This is a genomic window from Rhodoferax sp. P2_H8_2 (assembly GCF_056403235.1).
In genome coordinates, this window is record NZ_JBFUFW010000003.1 from 449508 (window position 1) to 470738 (window position 21231).

Sequence of the window (21231 nt, forward strand, 5' to 3'; positions counted from 1 at the left end):
GCGCTGTTTCAATTGTTTACACATCCAGACGGAAGAAAGCAAAGACGGGCTTCGTTGTCTTGTTTGTAGGGGCCAGATTGGCTGGCTCCGCAAATGGAATGAAGGAGCTCATCATGTTCAAACGTCAAACTCTGGTTCGTAACGTCATTGCCACTGCAGTGGTGTCCGCAGGTTTGTTCACGCTCTCTGCGCAAGCGGGCCCACTGGGCGGTGCGGTGGGTGGTCTGTCTGGCGGTGCCATGGGCGGTATCACAGGCGGTTTTGGCCCCGGCGGGATGAATGTCGGCGGCATGGGTTCGGGCCAAGGTGCCCTCTCCAACAGCGCCACACTGCCCCGCGGTGACCGCGCACTGAAAGCCGTGGGCCAAGCCAGTGCCGAAGGCCAGGCCGCTGCCAACAAGGGCACCGCAACGGCTGCAGGTAGCGCCGCCGGTGCTGCACAGGTTGCGAATGAAGCGCCTGCGGCAGCGAGCAATCAAGCGGCCGGCGCGCAGCAGTCCGCCACCACCCAAGCCAGCGGTCAAGCGGGCGCAACACGCCAGGGCCTGTTGAGTCGCGGTGCAGATGCCAAGGGTGCGTTGTCGTCCAGCACCAATGCGTTGACCACCAGCGCTGCTGGCAATGGCAGCGGTGAAACCAGTATTGGCAAGGCACCCGCAGCGCCTGCTGTAGCAACCCCTTCTGCTACCGCACCTGCCACGACTGCACCTACTACGGCTGCACCAGCAGCAGCAGCAACAGCAACAGCTTCGCCCTCAACGGCCTCCGCTACGACCCGCCACGCACAGGCATCGGGCAAGGGTCAAGGCAGCGCCCAGGTTTCACGCGAGAACCCACAGGTTCGTGGTGATGCCTCGGCCCAGGGCTCGGTAAGCCGTTAAGTCGTACGCTTCTCAAAGGAAAATAGCTGCTCACGCGCATGGAATGTGCGTGAGCAGCTATATCTTTTATAGCGAAAAGATTTTTCCCGGATTCAGAATATTGTCCGGGTCCAGCGCGCGTTTGATGGTGCGCATCATCTCCACCGCCCCGCCCCCCGTCTCTTCCAGCAGAAAGCCCATCTTGTGCAAACCCACGCCGTGTTCACCGGTGCAGGTGCCGCCCAGTTTCAAAGCCCGCGTGACCAACTGGTGGTTGAGCTTTTCGGCCAGTTCGCGCTCGACATCCGAGTCGGGATCAATCAGATAACCCATATGGAAATTGCCGTCGCCCACGTGGCCGACCAGGAAGTACGGGATGCCTGCCTCTTGCGCTTCGGTCACGGAGTCGAGCAGTGCATCGGCCAGGCGTGAGATCGGTACGCAGGCGTCGGTCGTGATCGCCTTGCAACCCGGGCGCGATTGCACGCCGGCAAAGTAGGCGTTGTGTCGCGCGGTCCACAGGCGCGTGCGCTCTTCGGGCGTTTCAGCCCATTCGAAGGTTTGCCCGCCAAAATCACTGGCAATCTCTTGCACGGTTTCCACCTGTTCCTTCACGCTGTCGGGTGAACCGTGAAACTCCATCAACAGCATCGCGTCTTCGCGCAACGTGAGTTTGGAATGTGCGTTGACCATGCGGATGGTGTTCGCGTCCAGCAGTTCGCAGCGTGCGATCGGTACGCCGAGCTGGATGATCTGAATCGTCGTGTTGACCGCGTCGGCGAGCGTGGCGAACGAGCAGGTCGCCGCCATCACGGCTTCAGGCAGTGGGTACAGTTTGACGGTCACTTCGGTGATCACGCCCAGCGTGCCCTCAGAGCCGACCATCAGCCGCGTCAGGTCGTAGCCTGCAGAGGACTTCTTCGCGCGCGTGCCCGTGTGGATGATTTCGCCGCTGGCTGTCACCACTTCCAGGGCCAATACGTTCTCGCGCATCGTGCCGTAGCGCACCGCGTTTGTGCCACTGGCGCGCGTGGCGCTCATGCCGCCAATCGTCGCGTCGGCGCCGGGGTCGATAGGAAAAAACAGGCCGGTGCTTTTCACGGCCTCGTTCAACTGTTTGCGCGTAACGCCCGGCTGCACCGTGACCGTCAAATCCTCGGCGTTGATCGACAGCACGGCGTTCATGCGGCTGACGTCCAGGCTGATACCGCCTTGCACCGCCAGCAAATGGCCTTCCAGCGACGAGCCCACACCGAACGGAATGACCGGCACCTTGTATTGCGCGCAGAGCTTCACGGCCTTTGCCACATCGGCGGTGCTTTGTGCAAACACCACGGCAGAGGGCGGCGGCACGGTGAAGGCCGATTCGTCGCGCCCGTGTTGTTCACGCACTGCCATTGCCACCGAGAACTGTTCGCCAAAGGTCTCTCGCAATGCAGCTTGGAGCGCATCGGGCAGAGGCCGCTGTTGGACCCGGGGCAAAGAGGTTTCAGCGATTGACATAAGGTTCTCCTGCTCAGCGCAAGGCCGAAGCGTGGTGCGCGACGTGGTCCGCCATGAACGTAGACACAAAATAGTAGCCATGGTCATAGCCCGCATGGCGGCGCAGTGTCAGCGGTTGGCCCACTTGGTTGCACGCGGCTTCCAGCAAATGCGGGTGCAACTGGTCAGCCAGGAATTTGTCCGCCAGGCCCTGGTCAATCAGGATGCCCTGCGGAAACGGTGCAGCGGTGTGCCGCGCCATCAACACAGTGGCGTCATGGTCTTGCCACTTCACCAGGTCTGCACCCAGGTAACCGGTGAAGGCTTTGTCACCCCATGGACATTGGGTCGGTGCACAGATGGGCGCGAAGGCGGACACCGAGCGGAACAGATCCGGGTACTTCAACGCCAACGTCAGCGCTCCATGGCCACCCATCGAGTGGCCGGTGATGCCCAAGCGGCTACCGTCCACCGGCAAGTGCATCGTGATCGCAGGCAACAGCTCCTGAATGAGATAACTCTCCATCCGGTAGTGCGGAGCCCAAGGCGCTTGTGTGGCATCAATGTAGAAGCCTGCCGCCAGACCGAAGTCCCAGGCATCTGCCTCACCGGGAATATTGGCGCCGCGCGGGCTGGTGTCGGGTGCGATCAAGGCGATGCCATGCTCGGCGGCATAACGCTGTGCGCCGCCCTTGGTCATGAAGGTTTCTTCATTGCAGGTCAGGCCTGCCAGATACATCAGCGCGGGCACCGCGCCCTGCTGCGCCTCTGCAGGCAGAAACACCGAGAAGCGCATCAGCAGTCCAATCGCGCTGGATGCATGCCGGTAGAAGCGCTGCACGCCGCCAAAGCAGGCGTGTTCGCTGATCAGTTCAAACGGGGAGGTTGTCATGATGCTATGTAATTAGTAGCTGCTTACGCACATTCCATGCGGCTTACAGCCAGATTTATCAGTAAATCACGACGCCGCGGATGGATTCTCCGCCCTTCATCAGATCAAACCCCTTGTTGATATCTTCCAGCGGCATGGTGTGGGTGATCAGGTCGTCGATATTGATCTTGCCCTCCATGTACCAGTCCACGATCTTCGGCACATCGGTGCGGCCGCGTGCGCCGCCAAAGGCCGAGCCTTCCCACTTGCGGCCGGTCACCAGCTGGAACGGGCGTGTGGAAATTTCGGCACCGGCCTCGGCCACGCCGATGATGATGCTGCGGCCCCAGCCCTTGTGCGTGCACTCCAGTGCCTGGCGCATTACCTGCGTGTTGCCAATGCATTCAAAGCTGTAGTCGGCACCGCCGTCGGTCAGTTGCACGATCGCGTCGACGACGTTCGGTACTTCCTTGGGGTTGATGAAGTGCGTCATGCCGAATTTACGTGCCATCTCCTGCCGCGCGGGGTTGATGTCCACGCCAATGATCTTGTCCGCGCCCACCATCTTCGCGCCCTGGATCACATTCAGGCCGATACCACCCAAACCAAACACCACCACATTGGCGCCAGCCTCGACCTTGGCCGTGAAGATCACCGCGCCAATGCCGGTGGTGACGCCGCAGCCGATGTAGCAAACCTTGTCGAACGGCGCGTCCTCGCGAATCTTGGCCAGGCTGATTTCAGGCGCAACCGTGTAGTTGCTGAACGTTGACGTGCCCATGTAGTGAAAGATCGGCTTGCCGTCCAGACTGAAGCGCGACGTGGCGTCGGGCATCAGGCCTTTGCCTAGCGTGCCGCGAATCAACTGGCACAAATTGGTTTTGCGCGAGAGACAAAACTTGCAGGTGCGGCACTCGGGCGTGTATAGCGGGATGACATGGTCACCCTTTTTCAGCGTCGTAACGCCCGGCCCCACATCCACCACAATGCCCGCGCCTTCGTGGCCCAGGATCGCGGGGAAGATGCCCTCCGGGTCAGCTCCGCTCAGCGTGTAGTAGTCGGTATGGCAAATGCCGGTGGCTTTGATCTCGACCAGCACCTCGCCAAATTTGGGGCCTTCCAGGTCTACGGTTTCGATGGTGAGGGGTTGGCCTGCTTTCCAGGCGATGGCGGCTTTGGTTTTCATCGGACCAGTTTACGATAGGCAGATTACGCTTGCTGACACTGGAGTATTCGCATGGCCAACCGCCTGACACAAATCGCCACCCGCACCGGGGACAACGGCACCACCGGCCTGGGTGACAACACCCGTGTCTCCAAGGACAGCCTGCGCGTGCATGCGATGGGCGATGTGGACGAACTCAATTCCAACATCGGTGTGCTGTTGTGCGAAGAGATGCCTGAAGGCGTGCGCATGCTGCTGGTCGAAATCCAGCACCAGCTTTTCAACTTGGGTGGCGAGCTGTCGATCCCGGGTTACGAGTTGCTGAAGAACGAGGCGGTGCTGGCGCTGGACGAGGCTTTGGCGGAACACAACGAAGCCTTGCCCCGCCTGCAGGAGTTCATCCTGCCCGCGGGCACGCGCGCGGCATCGCTGGCCCATGTGTGCCGCACCGTGGCGCGCCGTGCCGAGCGCGCCGTGGTGGCGCTAGGGCAGGAAGAAACACTCAAAGACACGCCGCGCCAATACCTGAACCGCTTGTCCGATTTGATGTTTGTGCTGGCCCGGGTGTTGAACCGTTATCGCACCGACGGCACCGTGGGCGACGATGTGTATTGGAAGAGCGAGCGGCTGGCGCGCGCCGCATCCGAATAAGCGCTAGTCGCGCATCCCGCGTTTATTGCGCCTGAAAGGACCCGGTCGTTCCGTGGTCTACGGGCAGGGTGTCGATCGCGTCGACGAAGCGGATGGGGCGGCGCGTGCCGGGCGCCATCGTGGAGAGAAGTTCCAACAGCGTCTCGATGGCCGAGGCGGTTTCCAGCGGGCGTTCGTGCAGCAGCACACAGGCGGCGTGGAACTGCAAAGGCACCTGGGGCTCCAGCCCGGCTTGCGGCATCAGGCCCGACGCAATCAGCTTGACCATGCGCTCATTGAGTTGATTGCGGGTTTTGATGCCCTCCAGGAGCAGCGCAAATTTGCCTGAACGGATGCGCCCGGCCGGGTCCACGTCGCGCAATACGCGGTGTAGCTTGACCACCGCGCGCAACTCGCATTGCTCGCCCATGCTCTGTCCAAAGTGGCCCACGATCTGGCTGTAGTTCACCAGGTTGATCAGCACCAGAGCGACCGGCTCGTGCTGTTCATGGACCCGTTGCAATGCATCCTCCAGCTGAATACCAAAGGCCGCGGGCGTCAGCAGGCCGGTCAGCGCATCCTGCGTGGCCAGGTGCTGGGTGCGCTGTTCGCGCTCCTTGCGGTCATGGGTGAGTCTGCTCAAGGCCACAGCGAACAGCGGCACGGACAGCGTCAGGAAGAACGAGGAGACGTAGCGCATCTCCCAATGCGGCAATACCAGATCCAGATCTTCTGCCGCAAGCCACAAGACCATCAATGACTGCGGCGCAGTGGCAAGTACCAGCAAGCGCCAAATGAGAGATCCCGCGCGCCAGCTCAAGACGGCGCCGGTCAGCGCAACGCCGGTGGAGACGACGAATATCAGCGACTCCATCTGGTTGGCGCTGAGCGGATCCAGCACCAGCACGCCCATGGAAAACACAATGGCAGCCAGACCTACGCTGCCCAGGAAACGGTCAAAGCGGTGGTAGTGGATGGACAGCGAATACAGTTCTCGCATGTACAGGAGCGAGCCGCCGACGGCAATCGGCGCGATCACCCGGCTGGCATGGTTGGCCAGAGCAGGCAGGTTTTGCCACAGCGTGGCATTCAATATGCCGTTGATCTGGGTCACGGTCGCAATCACCAGCAGGGTATAGCCCAGCGCGGCCAGATCCGGCTGCGCGCGGTGCTGTACAAAACGCAATATCGACAGACCGACAAAAGTGACCAGAAACCCCAAGATCCAGCCCAGCGCCAGCGACTCGTCGGCCTGCCGTTGGGTATGGACGTCGTCGGTGGCAATGCGCAAGGGAACGTCTGCACGCGTGTAGTTGCGTACCTGCAGATAGACCTCCTGCGGCGCGCTGCCGGTCAGGTTGAGGTTGAACGCAGGCGTCAGGCCCTGGCGTGACCATTCGGTGTGCGCCAGCGCGTCCCCGGCCTTTTGCTCGGTCCAGACACCATTGCCGTCGCGCTGGAACAGGCTGATGGAGTCCAGAAATGGAACCGGCGCGTTCAATATCCAGTGCTCCGTCTCGCCCGGCCTGCGCTGCAGGCGCAATCGGATCCAGACCGTATTGCTTTCGCTGAACTCAAAAGGCAGCCCCAGCGTGTGCGATGTGAAGAGGTCTTTTGCTTTTGCTACGTCCTGCACGCTGGCGCCACGGCTGCTCTCCAGCCAGGTGTCCACCTGGCCTTGCAGCGCGATCGCGGGCTGCGCGCTGGTCAACACCCATGTGGAGGAGGGAGCCGCGCCCTGTGCTGGCAGGCACATTGCCCATCCTGCAGCGACAAGCCACAAAACCAGGACCAGTCGACGTTGCAGGGCGTGTGCCATGTGGTTTTACCGGGGCGCCAGAATGGCCATGGTGATGCGGGATACACAGGTCAGGTCTCCGGCATCGTTGCGCATGTCGATCTGCCAGACCTGCGTCGTGCGCCCGCGGTGCACGGCCTTTGCGGTTGCGGTGACCCAGCCCTCGGTCACGCCCTTCAGGTGGTTGGCGTTGATGTCCAAGCCCACGGCGCGGTGCCCTTCGGGACTGGCGTAATAGGCACCCATCGAACCCAAGGTCTCGGCCAGCACCACAGACACACCGCCGTGCAGCAAGCCGTAAGGCTGGCGGGTGCGCGCGTCCACGGGAACCCGTCCAACCAGGTAGTCGTCACCAATTTCCAGATATTCAATGCCCAAATGGCCGGGCGCGCTGTCTACATTTAACGCAGTCAGCTCTTCCAGGGAAACGGGTTTTTGCCAGATGCGCATGCCAAGGCCTTTGTATTGAGGAATGCCTGTTTGTAACAAAGCATATCAAACAGTACCGGTTTGCGCCTCCAGCCAAGCCAGAAAAATATCCAGCGCGGTATTTGGCGTGGCGCTGTCGGGCTGCACGACCCAATAGTGCCGCGCTTCCGGCAGCGACTGTGGGTGCGCCACCACCAGTTGCCCGGTGCGTAGCTCCTCCTCAATCAGCAGGCGCGGAATCAGACCCACGCCCAGGCCCTGAATGGCCGCCGCCGCGGTCATCGAGAACTGCTCATAGCGCGGCCCGGCCAGCGCCAGCGGGGCATCGACGCCACAGGCGGCGAACCAGGTCTGCCAGCATTCGGGACGTGTGCTTTGCTGCAACAGCGGCGAGTTGGCAATCGCGGTCGGGCTCAATGACTTGCGCCCTTGCAACAGTTTGGGGCTGCAAACGGGCACCACCTCTTCCGCCAGCAACATGTGGGCGCGCGTGCCGGCCCATTGCGCCACTTGCGCCGCGGTGCCGGAGTACAGCGCCGCATCAAACAGCGTGTCGGCAAACATGAAGGGCCGGGTGCGCGTGTCGATGTGCACCGTGATGTCTGGATGTGCTTTTGCAAAATTCGGCAGGCGCGGGATCAGCCACCGCGCCGCAAAGGTCGGCACACTGGCCAGCCGCACGCTGCCGCCGCGGCCTTGGGTCGACATCACATCCAGCGTGTCCTGCTCCAACGCACGCAGCCGCAGCGTCACCTGTTTGGCATAGCGGGCGCCTGCCTGGGTAACGGCCACGCCATGGCGTGTGCGGCGAAACAACGCCGTGCCGACCAGCTCTTCCAGCGCGGTGATCTGCCGGGAGATCGCGCTTTGTGTCAGCGACAGCTCTTGCGCCGCGCGGGTAAAGCTTTCCAGGCGCGCCGCTGCTTCAAAGCACAGCAGTGCATGGGTGGCGGGAATAGTGCGACGCATCAGAGATCCTTCAACAGCGCACGTGCATCGGCCACATGCGTATTGCGCAGGCGGGTTGCGACGAGCTGATTCGCATCCACGGTCGCGAATAAGAGTTCAGATTCACGACCACTCTTCGCCAGCACCTGCCCATTGGGCGCAGCCACGCTGCTCAAGCCCCCGTACTGCACCTCACCCTCGGCGCCGACGTAGTTGGCATACGCAACGAAGAGCTGGTTTTCATAGGCGCGCACTGGCACCATGCTTTGGGCAACGAAGTCGTAGTCCGGCATGTTGGCTGTGGGTACCAGCACCAGGTCAGCACCCGCCAGCGCGAGGCGGCGCATGTTCTCGGGAAACTCCACGTCGTAGCAAATCAGCAGGCCGACCTTCCAGCCAAGGAAGTCGAACAACGTGTCGTGTGCAGGCGCTGCAGAAAATTGGCTACGGTCCAGATCGCCAAACAAATGGGCCTTGCGGATGTTGAGCAGCGGCGCGCCATCAGCGGCAATGCACTGCGCCGCGTTAAACACTTCGCCGCCATCCCGCTCGGGGTAGCCGTACACGATGGCAATGGAATGTCGCTTCGCAATCTCGGCCACCCCGCGTGCAAATGCGCCGTCAGCGGCTTGCGCCAATGCCTGCACCTGCGATGCGCCAATGTTGTAGCCGGTGATAAACATCTCTGGACACACGAGAACGTCCGCACCACCTTGTGCGGCTTCCTTTGCAGCGGTATCCAGCCGCTTCAGATTGCCTTCAACTTTTAGCGGCAGTGGCGCGCATTGCCACAGTGCGAGATGCAGTTGGGTTTGCATAGTGCTTATTCCGGCAGGGCGATAGGCCCAAGCTCCGCAAATACGTCACCTGGGCCGGGGTTGTCCGCATGCGTCTTGCCGCCCAGCTGGTGCAGGATGCCCCATACCGCGTTCAGAGAGGTCTGCACCGCACCTTCGACCCAGGCCGGTGTCCACGACACATCGTCGCCCGCAATGAAGATGCCCTTTTGCGCTTCGGGAAAATCGTCCTGCATGAAGTGCGCATACATGCGCTGGTTGTAGCGGTAGTGTCCGGGCAGTGCGCCCTTGAACGCGCCCAGAAAATGCGGGTCCGCTTCCCACGACACGCAGATCGGATCTCCAATGATGTGGCTGGCAATGTCGACCTTCGGGTAGATTTTTTGCAACGCATCCAGCGCCAGCTTCACGCGCTTTTCCACCGGCTGCGGCAGCATCTTTAGCGCGTCGCTCATCCATGCGTACGACAAGCAAATGGCGGCGGGTTTGTCCGGACCGTTGTCAAACAGATAAGTGCCGCGTGTCAGACGATCGGTCAACGTCATGCTCATCACATCACGGCCAGTCTCCGGGTCCTTGTCTTTCCAGAACGGCCGGTCCACCATCACAAAGGTCTTGCTCGATTGCATGTAGCGCGTGCGGTCCAGCGCCATCCACAGCTTGTGCGAGAACAGCGACTCTTCGCAGGCAATCTGCGTGGTCAGCAGCCAGCTCTGGCAGGTGGTCAGCACGGCCGCGTACTCGCGTGTTGTGCCCCAGTAGTCAGTGACAGCGAGTTTGCCGCTTGGAGCGCGTGCGATCTTCGCGACGCCGGGTTTGGTCGCGCCGTTGTGCAATTTCTCCAGCGTCATTCCCTTGGGCCAATGTGTCAGCGTCGCGGGCGCATGGCGCCACAGGCCGTGCGGCACCTGGTCGGCGCCGCCGACGATCAAACGCTGGTGGTCATCGCACTGCGTCATCACCACGCGCAAAATTTCCAGCATCGAGTTGGGGAAGTCCGAATCCCAACCGCCGGTGCCAAAGCCCACCTGGCCAAACAGTTCGCGGTGGTGGAACGACAGCTTGGCAAATGCCTCTGAGCTGGCCACGAAATCGTAAAACGTGCGGTCATCCCATTTGGGAATCAACTCGTTCCACAGCCGTTTCAGCGTCGGCACATCGCGTGCGCGGATCGCGTCCTGCACAGGCGTGAACTGCGCGCTGTCTTCCAGCGCTTGCGCCCAGGCCTCGGCCACTTCGCGAAAAATCGCGGGCAAATCGGCCAGTTTCTCGGCGTAAAAGGTCTTGCCTTCCAGATCAATCACCGTGCTGGGCGAGGCGGGCGTCAACGGGTTGGGGAAGGGCGCACTCTTCAAGCCCAGCATGTCGACGTAGTGGTAGAACGCCGTGCTCGATACGGGGAAGCGCATGCCACCCAGCTCGGCCACCACATCCTTCGTGCCTTCAAACACCTGCGAGCGCAGTCGCCCGCCCATTTTGGAAGCCTCGTAAACCACAGGCTTCAGGCCCAGCTTCATCAGCTCATAGGCCGCCACCATTCCGGCCATGCCCGCGCCGACGATCGCGACTTCTTCGCCATGCCGCTCTTTCGGCAGTGCACCCAAACCTGCGGGATGGGCAATCCAGTCGTCAAACGGGAAAGGGAAGTCGGGGCCAAAGATCGTGACGGGTGGCTTGGTGGGGCTCGTGCTCATGGGATGCTCGCGAAGAAAGCGGGACTATGTCACAGCCATGCAGCGGGTGCAATACAGAAAGCACACAAAAGACAGAATTCCTATAGCCAAAGGCCATGCGACGCCTCCAAACATGCGCCATGCGCATAGATGCTTGCAAAAACCGCGCTTGTGAAGCCTTCCGCGCCCGACTACCATTGCAGACTTTCCCTCACACCTCGGAGCGCCCCATGGCCCACGCCGCATTCAACTGGCAAGACCCCTTTCTGCTGGACAGCCAACTCTCAGACGACGAGCGCATGGTGCGCGATGCGGCCGCTGCGTATTGCCAGGACAAACTGCTGCCGCGCGTGACGCAAGCCTTCCGCGATGGCACGACCGATGTGGCGATTTTTCGCGAAATGGGTGAGCTGGGTTTGCTGGGGCCGACGATCCCTGAGCAATACGGCGGCCCCGGCCTGAACTACGTGGCCTACGGTTTGATCGCCCGCGAAGTGGAGCGTGTGGACAGCGGCTACCGTTCGATGATGAGCGTGCAAAGCTCGCTGGTGATGGTGCCGATTTTTGAATTCGGTACTGAAGCGCAAAAGCAAAAATACCTGCCCAAGCTGGCCACTGGCGAATTCATCGGTTGCTTCGGCCTGACCGAACCCGACCACGGCTCCGACCCCGGCTCGATGGCCACGCGTGCGCACAAGGTGGCGGGCGGCTACAAGCTGTCCGGCTCCAAGATGTGGATCTCCAACTCTCCGATGGCCGATGTGTTTGTGGTGTGGGCCAAAGAAGTGTCTGAAGCTGGCAAGGTCGGCCCGATTCGCGGCTTTGTGCTGGAGAAGGGAATGAAGGGCCTGAGCGCTCCGGCCATTCATGGCAAGGTCGGTCTGCGTGCGTCGGTCACCGGCGAGATCGTGATGGACGGCGTGTTCTGCCCGGAAGAAAACGCGTTCCCCGAAGTCCAGGGCTTGAAAGGCCCGTTCACCTGCCTGAACTCAGCACGCTACGGTATTGCCTGGGGCGCACTCGGTGCCGCAGAAGACTGCTGGTTCCGCGCACGCCAGTACACGATGGACCGCAAACAGTTCGGTCGCCCGTTGGCTGCGAACCAATTGATCCAGAAAAAGCTGGCCGACATGCAAACCGAAATCGCGTTGGGCCTGCAAGGTTGTCTGCGTTTGGGCCGCATGAAGGACGAGGGCACAGCTTCTGTCGAGATCACGTCCATCCTTAAGCGCAACTCCTGCGGCAAAGCGCTGGATATTGCGCGGTTGGCGCGTGACATGATGGGCGGCAACGGCATCTCGGATGAGTTTGGCGTGGCGCGGCATTTGGTGAATCTGGAGGTAGTGAACACCTATGAAGGTACGCACGATATTCATGCGTTGATCTTGGGTAGGGCGCAGACGGGGATTGCTGCATTTGCTAACTGACCTGTGTTTCACGCCTGCATTGTTGGCAGCAGGGAAAGGGGCATGGGCCCCCGCCTCATACTGTCAAATGCCCAGAAATCGGCGGGAACCCATACCCCTTTCCCTGCGGGCGATTCTGCTGGTAATTGAGGCGGTTCTGGCGAATGTGCTTACGTCATGGATACTCGTATGCGTCACCTAAAGGGAGTACATATGGATACGGGCTATTTCATCATCTTTGGGCTGCTCGGTGTTGGATTCGCCCTCGGCCTAATGACTAAGAAAAAAGACGGTCCTGATCGATCTGGTTGGTATGGCCTTGGGGCCATCGTGAGCGTAATCTTATGTTTCAAATTTGCGGACGCCGGGACTGCGGAATTACTTGGGTTTGGACTAATGTATGCATTGCCAATACTGGTATTGATGGCCATTGGAAAAGAAATTGGCTCTTGGAGGCGTTCCAAGAAACCTCTAGACAACGACGAAGAATAAATTTGACATTTCGTCACTGCAATCTCAAGCCACATCACGGCGAGCGGGGTCAGGCCGGGGGCCGATTTCGCAAAGCGCAGCGCGTATGAGGCACCCGGCCTGACCCCGCTTGGCGGGTACACAAGCAAAGCAAAAAATCGCACGAAACGAAAGAACACCCCATGACAGAAAAGCCCTCAGCTCTAGGCCATCTCAAAGTGCTGGACCTCTCCCGCGTTCTGGCAGGTCCGTGGTGCACGCAAATGCTCGCTGATCTTGGTGCCGATGTGGTGAAAGTAGAGAAGCCAGGTGACGGAGACGACACGCGCCATTGGGGACCTCCGTTTCTGCAAGACGCGGAAGGCAACGCCACCGAGCATGCGAGCTACTTCACCGCCTGCAATCGCAACAAACGTTCCATCACGATCGATATTGCCAAGCCCGAAGGCCAGGAGATCATTCGCAAGATGGCGTTGCAGAGCGACATCCTGGTGGAGAACTTCAAGGTCGGTGGCTTGAAGCATTACGGGCTGGATTACGAGAGCCTGAAGGCGATCAACCCCAAGCTGATTTACTGCTCCATCACAGGCTTCGGCCAGACCGGCCCGTACGCTGAGCGCGCGGGGTATGACCTGATGATTCAGGCGATGAGCGGGATGATGAGCATTACCGGGCGGCCGGATGGCACACCCGGCGGTGGGCCGCAGCGGGCGGGCGTGGCAATCACCGATGTGTTCACCGGCATCTATGCGACCAGCGCGATTCTGGCGGCGCTGGAAGTGCGCCATCGCACGGGCAAAGGGCAGCACATTGACATGGCGCTGCTCGATGTGGGCATGGCGATTCTTGCTAACCAGGCGGCGGGCTTTTTGAACACCGGCAAGGTGCCGCAACGACAAGGCAACAGCCACCCCAGCCTTGCGCCGTACCAGGACTTTGCTACCAAAGACGGTTCGATGTTGTTGGCGATTGGCAATGACGGGCAGTTCAGTCGGTTCAGCCACGCGGTGGGCAAACCGGAGTGGGCGGCGGACGCGCGCTTTGCGACCATGGGCGAGCGCAACGCGAACCGCGGCGCGCTGATTCCGGCGATGGAAGAAGTCACGCGCACACGCACGACGGCCGAGTGGATCACGCTCTTGGAAGACAAAGCCGTGCCCTGCGGGCCGATCAACGACATCGGCCAGGCCTTTGCCGATGCCCAGGTACAAGCTCGGGGTTTGGTGGTAAATCAGGCTGTAATGCCCGTAGAACTTGCGCAAGCAGCTCCTAAATCAATAGCAACTGTAGCGAGCCCCTTGCGTCTGCAAGATACGCCGCCAGTGCTGCACCGCGCGCCACCGGCGTTGGGCGAGCACACAGACGAGGTGCTGACGGGCTTGGGGCTGGATGCGCAAGCCATCGCTGCGTTGCATCACAACGGGGTGGTGTAAGGCGGCATTCCCTGCCCCAGCAGGACACACACCTAAGCGCAGTCAACCCAGATTGACGGACTTCGGATACGTTGGCGGTTTGCGCCGCTTGCTGGCCTGCTCGTACGCGTAGGCCATGCCAATCAGGCTGGCCTCGCTCCACGCCAGTCCGACAAACGACAGGCCACACGGCAAGCCGTGCACAAAGCCTGCGGGCACGGTGATGTGCGGGTAGCCTGACACCGCAGCGGGCGACGTGAAGCTGGTGCCATAGAAGTCGCTGTTGATGAAGTCGGTCTGCCACGCGAGGCCGCCCGTCGGCGCGACCAGCGCGTCGAGCTTGTGCTCGGCGAATGCCTTGTCCAGGCCTTCTTCGCGGGAGAATTTGATGTTGTTGGCCAGCGCGTCCATGTACTCCTGGCTGTCCAGCCCGCCTTTCGCTTGCGCGCGGATGAAATGCTCCTGACCGAAGTAGGGCATCTCTTTGGCCTTGTTCGCATCGTTGAATGCGATCAGGTCGGCCAGCGTTTGCATCTTGGAGCCCGGCGCGTACTTGGCGAGGTAATCCGCCATGTCGTGCTTGAGCTCGTAGAGCAGCACAGTCAGTTCCGAATCGCCGTACTTCGCGCTGTTCGGAATCTCGGCCACTTCCACCAGGATGGCGCCTTGCGCTTTGAGCACGGCGAGTTCGGCCTCGACGACGGGGCCGACCAGTTCGCCCTGTGCGTCAAACTGGCTACGCAACACGCCCACGCGTTTGCCGCGCAGGCCGTCCTTGCTCAGCGCCTTGCTGTAGTCCGCCATTTTGTTGTTCGCCTGTGCAGTGGCCGCGTCGTCGCTGTCGGTGCCTGCGAGGGCAGTGAGCAACGCCGCCGCGTCTGCCACGGTGCGCGTCATCGGCCCTGCGGTGTCTTGCGAATGCGAAATCGGGATCACGCCCGCGCGGCTGACCAGGCCGACGGTGGGCTTGATGCCAACCAGGCTGGCAATCGACGCGGGCGATGTGATCGAGCCATCGGTCTCGGTGCCAACAGCCAACGCAGCCAGGCCTGCGGCCATCGCGCTGCCAGAACCCGAGCTGGAGCCGCTGGTGTTGCGGTCCAGCGCATACGGATTCTTCGTCAAGCCACCGCGCGCGCTCCAGCCGCTGGTGGACCGTGTGGAACGCATGTTCGCCCACTCCGACAAATTGGTTTTTCCCAATATGACTGCGCCTGCATCGCGCAGGCGCTTGACCAGATGCGCATCTTTCGGGGGCTTGATGCCGATCAACGCCAACGAGCCCGCGGTGGTCTGCATGCGGTCCGCCGTGGCGATGTTGTCCTTCAGCAATACGGGGATGCCGTGCAGCGGGCCTCGCGCACCCTTTTGCTTGCGCTCCTGGTCCAGCGCTTTCGCGATCGCAGTGGCATCGGGGTTCAGCTCAATCACCGAATTCAGCTTGGGGCCGGCCTTGTCGATGGCCTGGATGCGTGCGGTATAGGCCTGCACCAGTTGCAGAGACGTAACTTTGCCGGACTGCATCGCAGCCTGCAGATCGTTGACAGTGGCCTCGGCGATGTTCATCGGATCGGTACCGGCGGCCAGCGTTTCTTTGACGGCCAGTGCGGCCAGGCCGCCCACCATTCCAAGTTGCATCAGGCTTCTGCGTTTCATGGGTTTCCTCGTTGGCGATAAAAGAGATTGAGGGGAACGGGACGCCGCAGGATAGCGGCTTTCGTGCGCCGGTGGGCGCCGCGGGATTCTGGCAGCAGGCCCAGGGTGTTGGCCTAGAGCACCCAGCCCGGCATCACCACACGCGATGCAAACTCTACGCGGTTGCGGCCAGCATCCTTGGCGCGGTACAGCGCCGAATCAGCGCGCGACACGACGATGTCTCCCGAAGCATCGTCGAGCCCCGCTTCGGCCACGCCCAGGCTCAGCGTGATGTGCTGAACGCCAGCGTCCGTCGCCATCGCGGCGCGGGCCACGCGCTCGCACAGCCGGTTGGCGTGCGCTGTAGCACCGTCCACATCGGTCATTGGCATCAGCAACATGAATTCTTCACCGCCAGTGCGCGCCAGCGTGTCGGTCTGGCGCTGGCTGTTTTGCAGCAAGTTGGCAAGCCCCTTGAGCACCTGGTCGCCGACGCCGTGCCCGTGGGTGTCGTTGACCTTCTTGAAGTGGTCCAGGTCCATCATCACCACGCTGTAGACCTGGCCGCTGCGCAAAAAGCGCGCGTGCTCTTCCACCAGGCGGCGCATCATCACGCGCCGGTTCGCAAGACCCGTGAGTTGGTCAGTGGCTGACAGGGTGCGCAGACGTTCGACCAGTGCGCCGAGCACCAGATTGGCCAGCGAGAAATTGAAGGCCCCCAGCACCAGCAGGAATACCAGCGTGGCCAGCAGGTCAAAGTTGCTGCCCTGGTCGTAGTTGACGGTGTTGACGTCGGTACCGGTGACTACCAGCACCGCCCGAAACACGAAGGACCCTATCGTCAAGACCAGCGGCGCCAGCAGAATGGCGATGGTCAGGTACGACGTGCGGGGCAGCGCCATTTTCCAGCGCACCATGCGCCAGCCTATGCCGATCAAGGGCCAGCTGGCAACCGCCGTGAAAATGCAGACACGCCAGGCCGTGGTGGCCTCACCTCCCTGGCGGCGCAGTACTTCCACCAGAGCCAGGCCGCCCAATGCGAGGGCATGTTCCCACAGAGGCGTGGGTGCACCGGCAAACGCGTCCACGCCATGGCGGATCATTAGAAACCCGCCGACCGCCAGCACATTGATCACCAGATCACGTGATACCGGCAACTCCAGCGTGTTGAAGAACAGCAGTGCAGTGGCACAGGTGCCCATCATCCATCCGGCGGACCACATCAATGCCACGTGGCGCTTGAGCCGGTAACCCACTCCCAGCGCCAGCCAGGTCATGCTGTAGACCAGCAGCTGTGCCGACAGGCCTGCCATGAGGATATTCATGGGCTGATTCTGTCGGCAGGCCAGTCTCCCCACAATCAGGGTTTGCGCGCCTTCGGGTTCGCCCTGATAGGGGAGTTTGTAACGGCGCGTTAATTCGGCATCAGAGGAACATGCCGCCCGATGCTTCAATGCGCTGGCCGTTGATCCAACCGGTGCCGGGCAACAGCAGGCTGGCCACCACCGCGCCAATGTCATCCGGCTGGCCGACACGGCCCAGTGCGGTTTGCGCCGCCACAAAGCTGTTGAGCTGCGGGTTGTCACGCACTGCGCCGCCGCCAAAGTCCGTCGCAATCGCGCCCGGTGCGACCACGTTGACGCTAATGCCGCGCGCGCCCAACTCCTTGGCCATGTATTTGCTCAGCACTTCGATGGCGCCCTTCATCGCGCCATAGGCCGCATAGCCGGGCAGCGCAAAACGCGCAAGGCCGCTTGACAGGTTCAGGATGCGGCCACCGTCGTTCATCAGTGGCAACAGTGTTTGACTCAGGAAGAACGGGCCTTTGAGGTGCACGTTGAACAGCTGTGTGAACTGGTCTTCGGTCGTGTCCATGAACGCGCCATGGATGCCCATGCCGGCGTTGTTCACCAGAAAGTCAAAGCGCTGGCGCTGCCATTGCGTGCGCAGCGCGGTTTGCGCTTGGTCTGCAAAGGCGGCGAAGCTGGCGCTGTCGCCTACGTCCAGTTGCAAGGCGACTGCCTTGGCGCCCAGTGCGGTGATCTCGGCGACGGTGGCTTCGGCTTGCGCCTGTTCGGTGCGGTAGGTCAGGATCACGTCGACGCCCTGGCGCGCCAGATGCAGCGCCATGTTTTGGCCCAAGCCCCGGCTGCCGCCGGTGATCAGGGCGATTTTGGAAGAGTTGGTAGCGGTGTTCATAAGAAGTCCTTTTCAAGGTGGTTTGCGATGAAAGGAAGTCTATTGATGGCGATTGATTAGATAAATACCTATTGCCTGATTGGTTTGTTATCTAAAATTGAACAATGAACCCCGTAGACAGCATGTCCATCTTTGCCCGCGTCGCCGAGCTGTCCAGCTTCACGCAGGCGGCAGAAGCCCTGGGCCTGCCCAAAGCCACGGTCTCCAACGCGGTGCAGCAACTGGAAAACCAGCTCGGCACGCGGCTGTTGCAGCGCACCACCCGCAAGGTGCAACTGACGCACGACGGCCAGGCGTATTACGAGCGCTGCAAGGACATGCTGGTCGACATGGAAGAGCTACAAGGCATGTTCAAGCAGAAGGGCGCTGAAGCAGTGCGCGGCCGCGTACGCATCGACATGCCCACCGCGCTTGCGCGCAACACGGTCATTCCGCATTTGCCCGAACTGCTGCAAGCGCATCCGCTGTTGGAGCTGGAGTTCAGTTGTACCGAACGCCGTGTCGACGTGATTCGTGAAGGCTTTGACTGCGTATTGCGCGCCGGTGCCGTGGTGGACCCCGGCCTGATTGGCCGCACGGTCGGGCGCATGCCCATGGTCAATTGCGCAAGCCCCGCCTACCTGGCGGCCTTTGGTGTGCCCCGCGTACCGGCCGATCTGGTGACGCATCGGCTGATCCACTACGTGCCCACGTTGGGCGCGAAGGCCGATGGCTTTGACTACCTCGAAGGCGGGCAGACCCGCACGCAGCCAGTGGCGGGCGCGCTAACCGTCAACAACGCCGACGCCTATCAGGCGGCTTGTGTCGCGGGGCTGGGGCTGATTCAGGTGCCTGCTGCAGGTGTGCGCGAACTGCTGGCGCAAGGGTTATTGCAAACCGTGATGCCGGACTTTTTGCCCGAGCCCATGCCACTGACGCTGCTGTACGCGAACCGGCGCAACCTGCCCACCCGTGTGCGCGTGGTGATGGACTGGCTGGCGAAGGAAGTGGACCGCTATCTCGCCTAAATGGGAGAAGCCAACACGCGGATGGCCGCGAACTGCAAGTGGTGCATGAACTCGCGCAGGATCAGCAGCGTGGCAGCAAAGTTGGTGTCGCTGGGAATGCCCGCGCTGGATGAGGGGCGGCCCTGCACCAGTGCCGCCAGCAAATCGAACATGCGCTCCACTGCTTCTATCGACAACTCCATCTCGGGCGCGTCCGGTGCGCCGTAGAGCAGCGCGATCTGGCGAATGGCGTCGTCGGTGGTCCACAGATCGGTCTGGCCTGCGACCAGCGCGCGTGCACGCGTGACCTCGTCTTCCACCGCCATGATGGCGTTTTCCAGTTCGGCGGCGGTGGGCGGTGCGTTGCGGAAAAATGCAGTGGCGGTGCGCTGCGTTCCCAGCGCAAGCGACAGCGGCGATTCGCCCGGCAGAAACGTCACCGTGGTCGCGTCATCGCCGATATGCAGACAGATAGACATCAGCTTGCGGGCTTGCCCAACACTTCCCAGCGCTCCAGCGCGGTCATCAGTTCGTCGTCGATCTGTGTGCTGCGCTCTGACAACTCCACTGCGCGGGCGTTGTCGCTGGCATAGAGGCTGCCATCGGCCAGTGCCTCGGCAATGTCCTTTTGCTCGGCTTCCAAAGCGGCAATTGCCGCAGGCAGGCCGTCCAGCTCACGCTGTTCCTTGAAGCTGAGTTTTTTTGTCTTGGTCGGGGCGGGTGCAGCAGGCGCAGCGGCACTCACTTGTGCAGTGGCTTGCTCCTGTTTTTGTAGCTGCTCACGCTCGTAATTAAAGGGCTTGGCCGTGGTCTTTCCTTGCGCCGCATTGATCGCGTTGGCGCGCTTGGTCTGGATCAGCCAGTCGCTGACGCCGCCTTCGTATTCGCGCCATTTGGCATCGCCTTCGTAGGCAATCGTGCTGGTGACCACGTTGTCCAGGAAAGTCCGGTCGTGGCTGACCAGAAACACCGTGCCGTCGTAGTTTTGCAGCAGGTCTTCCAGCAGCTCCAGCGTGTCGATGTCCAAGTCGTTGGTCGGCTCGTCCAGCACCAGCACGTTGGCAGGGCGCGCGAACAGGCGGGCCAGCAGCAGGCGGTTGCGCTCGCCGCCGGAGAGGGAGCGCACAGGTGAGGTCGCGCGTGCGGGGGAGAACAGGAAGTCGCCCAAGTAGCTCTTGCGGTGCTTCTTCTGGTTGCCGATCTCGATCCACTCAGAGCCGGGGCTGATGAAGTCTTCCAGCGTCGCGTCTAGGTCCAGCGCGTTGCGCATCTGGTCGAAGTAGGCGACGGTGACATTCGCACCCAAGCGCACCGTGCCCCAGGGGCTGTGGCCGGGCTCGGGCTTGGGCGCGTTGGTCGGTGCCGGGTCGGGTTTGTGCTCGCCGAGGATCAGTTTGAGCAGTGTGGTCTTGCCCGCGCCATTCGGGCCGAGCAAACCAATCTTGTCGCCACGGAGGATAGTGGCAGTGAAGTTGTCGACGATCTTGCGGTCGCCGAAAGTCTTGGACACATGCACCATCTCGGAGACCAGCTTGCCGCTCTTGTCGCCGCTGCTCACGTCCATGTTGACGCTGCCGACCACATCGCGGCGCGCTTCGCGCTTGGCGCGCAGCTCGTCCAGCCGCACGATGCGCGCGGTAGCGCGGGTACGCCGCGCCTCCACGCCCTTGCGAATCCACACTTCTTCCTGCGCCAGCAGTTTGTCGGCCTTGGCGTTGATGACCGCTTCTTGCGCCAGCTGCTCTTCCTTTTGCAGCAGGTAGGCAGCAAAGTTGCCGGGGTAGCTCATCAGCTTGCCGCGGTCCAGCTCGACGATGCGGGTCGCCACGTTGTCAAGGAACGAACGGTCGTGGGTGATGGTGATGATGGAGCCCTTGAAGTCCACCAGCAGCCCTTCCAGCCATTCGATGGAGTCCAGATCCAGGTGGTTGGTCGGCTCATCGAGCAGCAATACGTCGGGCTGTGCGACCAGCGCCTGCGCCAGCGCCACACGTTTCTTGGTACCGCCCGACAGCGTGCTGATCACGGCGTCCGGGTTCAAATGCAGGCGCTGCAGCGTCTCGTTCACGCGCTGCTCCCAGTTCCAGCCATCCAGCGTTTCGATCTCGCTTTGCATCGCGTCGAGGTCGCCATGGCCCAGGCAATATTCTTCAATCAGGCCGATCACGCGCTCCAAACCTGCGCGAACAGCTATAAAAACAGTAGCGTCGCCGTCCAGAATGGGCTCCTGCGCCACATACGCAATGCGTGTGCCGCCCTGCACCTGCAGCGTGCCGTCATCGGGTCGCTCCATGCCGCCCAGAATCTTGAGCATGGACGATTTGCCGGCGCCATTGCGGCCAATCAGACCCACGCGCTCCTGCGTTTCAAGGGAGAAGTCAGCGTGGTCTAACAGTGCGACGTGTCCAAATGCGAGTTGGGCGTCGAGAAGGGTAATGAGTGCCATAGGGTTCCGTGTAACCCTCGATT

General features: G+C 61.5%; 19 protein-coding genes. 6 read left to right on the forward strand and 13 right to left on the reverse strand.

Annotated elements, in window-relative coordinates; translation table 11 throughout:
* The first annotated feature begins 113 nt into the window (after positions 1–113).
* A complete protein-coding gene (locus tag AC1DV6_RS07750) occupies positions 114–881 on the forward strand; it encodes a hypothetical protein (RefSeq protein ID WP_477976758.1) in 768 nt (255 codons plus the stop codon).
* A gap of 66 nt (positions 882–947) precedes the next feature.
* Here the strand turns inward: AC1DV6_RS07750 and AC1DV6_RS07755 are convergent, their stop codons facing one another.
* The 3 genes from AC1DV6_RS07755 to AC1DV6_RS07765 are packed head-to-tail and all read right to left on the reverse strand — an operon-like array spanning position 948 to position 4399.
* The gene (locus tag AC1DV6_RS07755; protein ID WP_477976759.1) at positions 948–2363 is read right to left on the reverse strand and encodes an FAD-binding oxidoreductase; all 1416 of its coding nucleotides are present in this window, start codon (positions 2361–2363) and stop codon (positions 948–950) included.
* Between the two features lie 13 nt (positions 2364–2376).
* Complete coding sequence (fghA, locus tag AC1DV6_RS07760; RefSeq protein ID WP_477976761.1) at positions 2377–3234, reverse strand: S-formylglutathione hydrolase; 858 nt, start codon at positions 3232–3234, stop codon at positions 2377–2379.
* A 58-nt stretch (positions 3235–3292) separates the two neighbouring features.
* On the reverse strand, positions 3293–4399 hold the full coding sequence (locus AC1DV6_RS07765) for an S-(hydroxymethyl)glutathione dehydrogenase/class III alcohol dehydrogenase (protein ID WP_477976763.1): 1107 nt from the start codon (positions 4397–4399) through the stop codon (positions 3293–3295).
* A gap of 51 nt (positions 4400–4450) precedes the next feature.
* On the opposite strand from AC1DV6_RS07765, the gene AC1DV6_RS07770 reads away from it, so the two are divergent.
* On the forward strand, positions 4451–5029 hold the full coding sequence (locus AC1DV6_RS07770) for a cob(I)yrinic acid a,c-diamide adenosyltransferase (protein ID WP_477976765.1): 579 nt from the start codon (positions 4451–4453) through the stop codon (positions 5027–5029).
* Positions 5030–5051: 22 nt separating this feature from the next.
* Here the strand turns inward: AC1DV6_RS07770 and AC1DV6_RS07775 are convergent, their stop codons facing one another.
* From AC1DV6_RS07775 to AC1DV6_RS07795, 5 genes are read right to left on the reverse strand one after another with little or no spacing between them, the layout of a single operon-like run.
* Complete coding sequence (locus tag AC1DV6_RS07775) at positions 5052–6827, reverse strand: sensor domain-containing diguanylate cyclase (protein WP_477976767.1); 1776 nt, start codon at positions 6825–6827, stop codon at positions 5052–5054.
* A gap of 6 nt (positions 6828–6833) precedes the next feature.
* Entirely contained in the window at positions 6834–7256 is a 423-nt protein-coding gene (locus AC1DV6_RS07780; protein ID WP_477976769.1) for a hotdog fold thioesterase, read from the reverse strand.
* A 45-nt stretch (positions 7257–7301) separates the two neighbouring features.
* The gene (locus AC1DV6_RS07785) at positions 7302–8204 is read right to left on the reverse strand and encodes a LysR substrate-binding domain-containing protein (RefSeq protein ID WP_477976771.1); all 903 of its coding nucleotides are present in this window, start codon (positions 8202–8204) and stop codon (positions 7302–7304) included.
* A complete protein-coding gene (locus tag AC1DV6_RS07790) occupies positions 8204–9001 on the reverse strand; it encodes a carbon-nitrogen hydrolase family protein (protein WP_477976773.1) in 798 nt (265 codons plus the stop codon). The genes AC1DV6_RS07785 and AC1DV6_RS07790 overlap by 1 nt, the downstream gene beginning before the upstream one ends.
* A 5-nt stretch (positions 9002–9006) precedes the next feature.
* Positions 9007–10674: a flavin monoamine oxidase family protein gene (locus AC1DV6_RS07795; protein WP_477976775.1), complete on the reverse strand. Its 1668-nt coding sequence runs from the start codon at positions 10672–10674 to the stop codon at positions 9007–9009.
* Positions 10675–10883: 209 nt separating this feature from the next.
* Between AC1DV6_RS07795 and AC1DV6_RS07800 the strand changes: the two genes are divergently transcribed.
* The 3 genes from AC1DV6_RS07800 to AC1DV6_RS07810 all read left to right on the forward strand — a co-directional run bounded on the left by AC1DV6_RS07800 (position 10884) and on the right by AC1DV6_RS07810 (position 13963).
* Positions 10884–12080, forward strand: a complete 1197-nt coding sequence (locus AC1DV6_RS07800) for an acyl-CoA dehydrogenase (RefSeq protein ID WP_477976777.1) — start codon at positions 10884–10886, stop codon at positions 12078–12080.
* 192 nt (positions 12081–12272) lie between these two features.
* Positions 12273–12551, forward strand: a complete 279-nt coding sequence (locus AC1DV6_RS07805) for a hypothetical protein (protein WP_477976779.1) — start codon at positions 12273–12275, stop codon at positions 12549–12551.
* 161 nt (positions 12552–12712) lie between these two features.
* Entirely contained in the window at positions 12713–13963 is a 1251-nt protein-coding gene (locus tag AC1DV6_RS07810; protein ID WP_477976781.1) for a CaiB/BaiF CoA transferase family protein, read from the forward strand.
* 42 nt (positions 13964–14005) lie between these two features.
* Here AC1DV6_RS07810 and AC1DV6_RS07815 read toward each other — a convergent pair whose 3' ends face one another.
* From AC1DV6_RS07815 to AC1DV6_RS07825, 3 genes are all read right to left on the reverse strand, one after another.
* On the reverse strand, positions 14006–15598 hold the full coding sequence (locus tag AC1DV6_RS07815; RefSeq protein ID WP_477976783.1) for an amidase: 1593 nt from the start codon (positions 15596–15598) through the stop codon (positions 14006–14008).
* Positions 15599–15711: 113 nt separating this feature from the next.
* Positions 15712–16902, reverse strand: coding sequence for a GGDEF domain-containing protein (locus tag AC1DV6_RS07820; RefSeq protein ID WP_477976784.1), 1191 nt, complete (start codon positions 16900–16902; stop codon positions 15712–15714).
* 100 nt (positions 16903–17002) lie between these two features.
* Entirely contained in the window at positions 17003–17776 is a 774-nt protein-coding gene (locus tag AC1DV6_RS07825; protein WP_477976786.1) for an SDR family NAD(P)-dependent oxidoreductase, read from the reverse strand.
* Positions 17777–17880: 104 nt separating this feature from the next.
* On the opposite strand from AC1DV6_RS07825, the gene AC1DV6_RS07830 reads away from it, so the two are divergent.
* Positions 17881–18783 carry a LysR family transcriptional regulator gene (locus tag AC1DV6_RS07830; RefSeq protein WP_477976788.1) on the forward strand — a complete coding sequence of 301 codons (903 nt, stop codon included), beginning with the start codon at positions 17881–17883 and terminating at the stop codon, positions 18781–18783.
* Here AC1DV6_RS07830 and AC1DV6_RS07835 read toward each other — a convergent pair.
* Both AC1DV6_RS07835 and AC1DV6_RS07840 read right to left on the reverse strand, forming a co-directional pair.
* The gene (locus AC1DV6_RS07835; RefSeq protein WP_477976790.1) at positions 18780–19241 is read right to left on the reverse strand and encodes a hypothetical protein; all 462 of its coding nucleotides are present in this window, start codon (positions 19239–19241) and stop codon (positions 18780–18782) included. The two genes, AC1DV6_RS07830 and AC1DV6_RS07835, sit on opposite strands and share 4 nt — an antisense overlap.
* Positions 19241–21208: an ATP-binding cassette domain-containing protein gene (locus AC1DV6_RS07840; RefSeq protein WP_477976792.1), complete on the reverse strand. Its 1968-nt coding sequence runs from the start codon at positions 21206–21208 to the stop codon at positions 19241–19243. Before AC1DV6_RS07840 ends, AC1DV6_RS07835 begins: the two co-directional genes overlap by 1 nt.
* Positions 21209–21231 lie beyond the last annotated feature (23 nt).

Coding starts and splice junctions, on each gene's coding strand:
- AC1DV6_RS07750 (WP_477976758.1), top strand. CDS start 114: ATGTTCAAACGTCAAACTCTGGTTCGTAACGTCATTGCCACTGCAGTG.
- AC1DV6_RS07755 (WP_477976759.1), bottom strand. CDS start 2,363: ATGTCAATCGCTGAAACCTCTTTGCCCCGGGTCCAACAGCGGCCTCTG.
- fghA (WP_477976761.1), bottom strand. CDS start 3,234: ATGACAACCTCCCCGTTTGAACTGATCAGCGAACACGCCTGCTTTGGC.
- AC1DV6_RS07765 (WP_477976763.1), bottom strand. CDS start 4,399: ATGAAAACCAAAGCCGCCATCGCCTGGAAAGCAGGCCAACCCCTCACC.
- AC1DV6_RS07770 (WP_477976765.1), top strand. CDS start 4,451: ATGGCCAACCGCCTGACACAAATCGCCACCCGCACCGGGGACAACGGC.
- AC1DV6_RS07775 (WP_477976767.1), bottom strand. CDS start 6,827: ATGGCACACGCCCTGCAACGTCGACTGGTCCTGGTTTTGTGGCTTGTC.
- AC1DV6_RS07780 (WP_477976769.1), bottom strand. CDS start 7,256: ATGCGCATCTGGCAAAAACCCGTTTCCCTGGAAGAGCTGACTGCGTTA.
- AC1DV6_RS07785 (WP_477976771.1), bottom strand. CDS start 8,204: ATGCGTCGCACTATTCCCGCCACCCATGCACTGCTGTGCTTTGAAGCA.
- AC1DV6_RS07790 (WP_477976773.1), bottom strand. CDS start 9,001: ATGCAAACCCAACTGCATCTCGCACTGTGGCAATGCGCGCCACTGCCG.
- AC1DV6_RS07795 (WP_477976775.1), bottom strand. CDS start 10,674: ATGAGCACGAGCCCCACCAAGCCACCCGTCACGATCTTTGGCCCCGAC.
- AC1DV6_RS07800 (WP_477976777.1), top strand. CDS start 10,884: ATGGCCCACGCCGCATTCAACTGGCAAGACCCCTTTCTGCTGGACAGC.
- AC1DV6_RS07805 (WP_477976779.1), top strand. CDS start 12,273: ATGGATACGGGCTATTTCATCATCTTTGGGCTGCTCGGTGTTGGATTC.
- AC1DV6_RS07810 (WP_477976781.1), top strand. CDS start 12,713: ATGACAGAAAAGCCCTCAGCTCTAGGCCATCTCAAAGTGCTGGACCTC.
- AC1DV6_RS07815 (WP_477976783.1), bottom strand. CDS start 15,598: ATGAAACGCAGAAGCCTGATGCAACTTGGAATGGTGGGCGGCCTGGCC.
- AC1DV6_RS07820 (WP_477976784.1), bottom strand. CDS start 16,902: ATGAATATCCTCATGGCAGGCCTGTCGGCACAGCTGCTGGTCTACAGC.
- AC1DV6_RS07825 (WP_477976786.1), bottom strand. CDS start 17,776: ATGAACACCGCTACCAACTCTTCCAAAATCGCCCTGATCACCGGCGGC.
- AC1DV6_RS07830 (WP_477976788.1), top strand. CDS start 17,881: ATGAACCCCGTAGACAGCATGTCCATCTTTGCCCGCGTCGCCGAGCTG.
- AC1DV6_RS07835 (WP_477976790.1), bottom strand. CDS start 19,241: ATGTCTATCTGTCTGCATATCGGCGATGACGCGACCACGGTGACGTTT.
- AC1DV6_RS07840 (WP_477976792.1), bottom strand. CDS start 21,208: ATGGCACTCATTACCCTTCTCGACGCCCAACTCGCATTTGGACACGTC.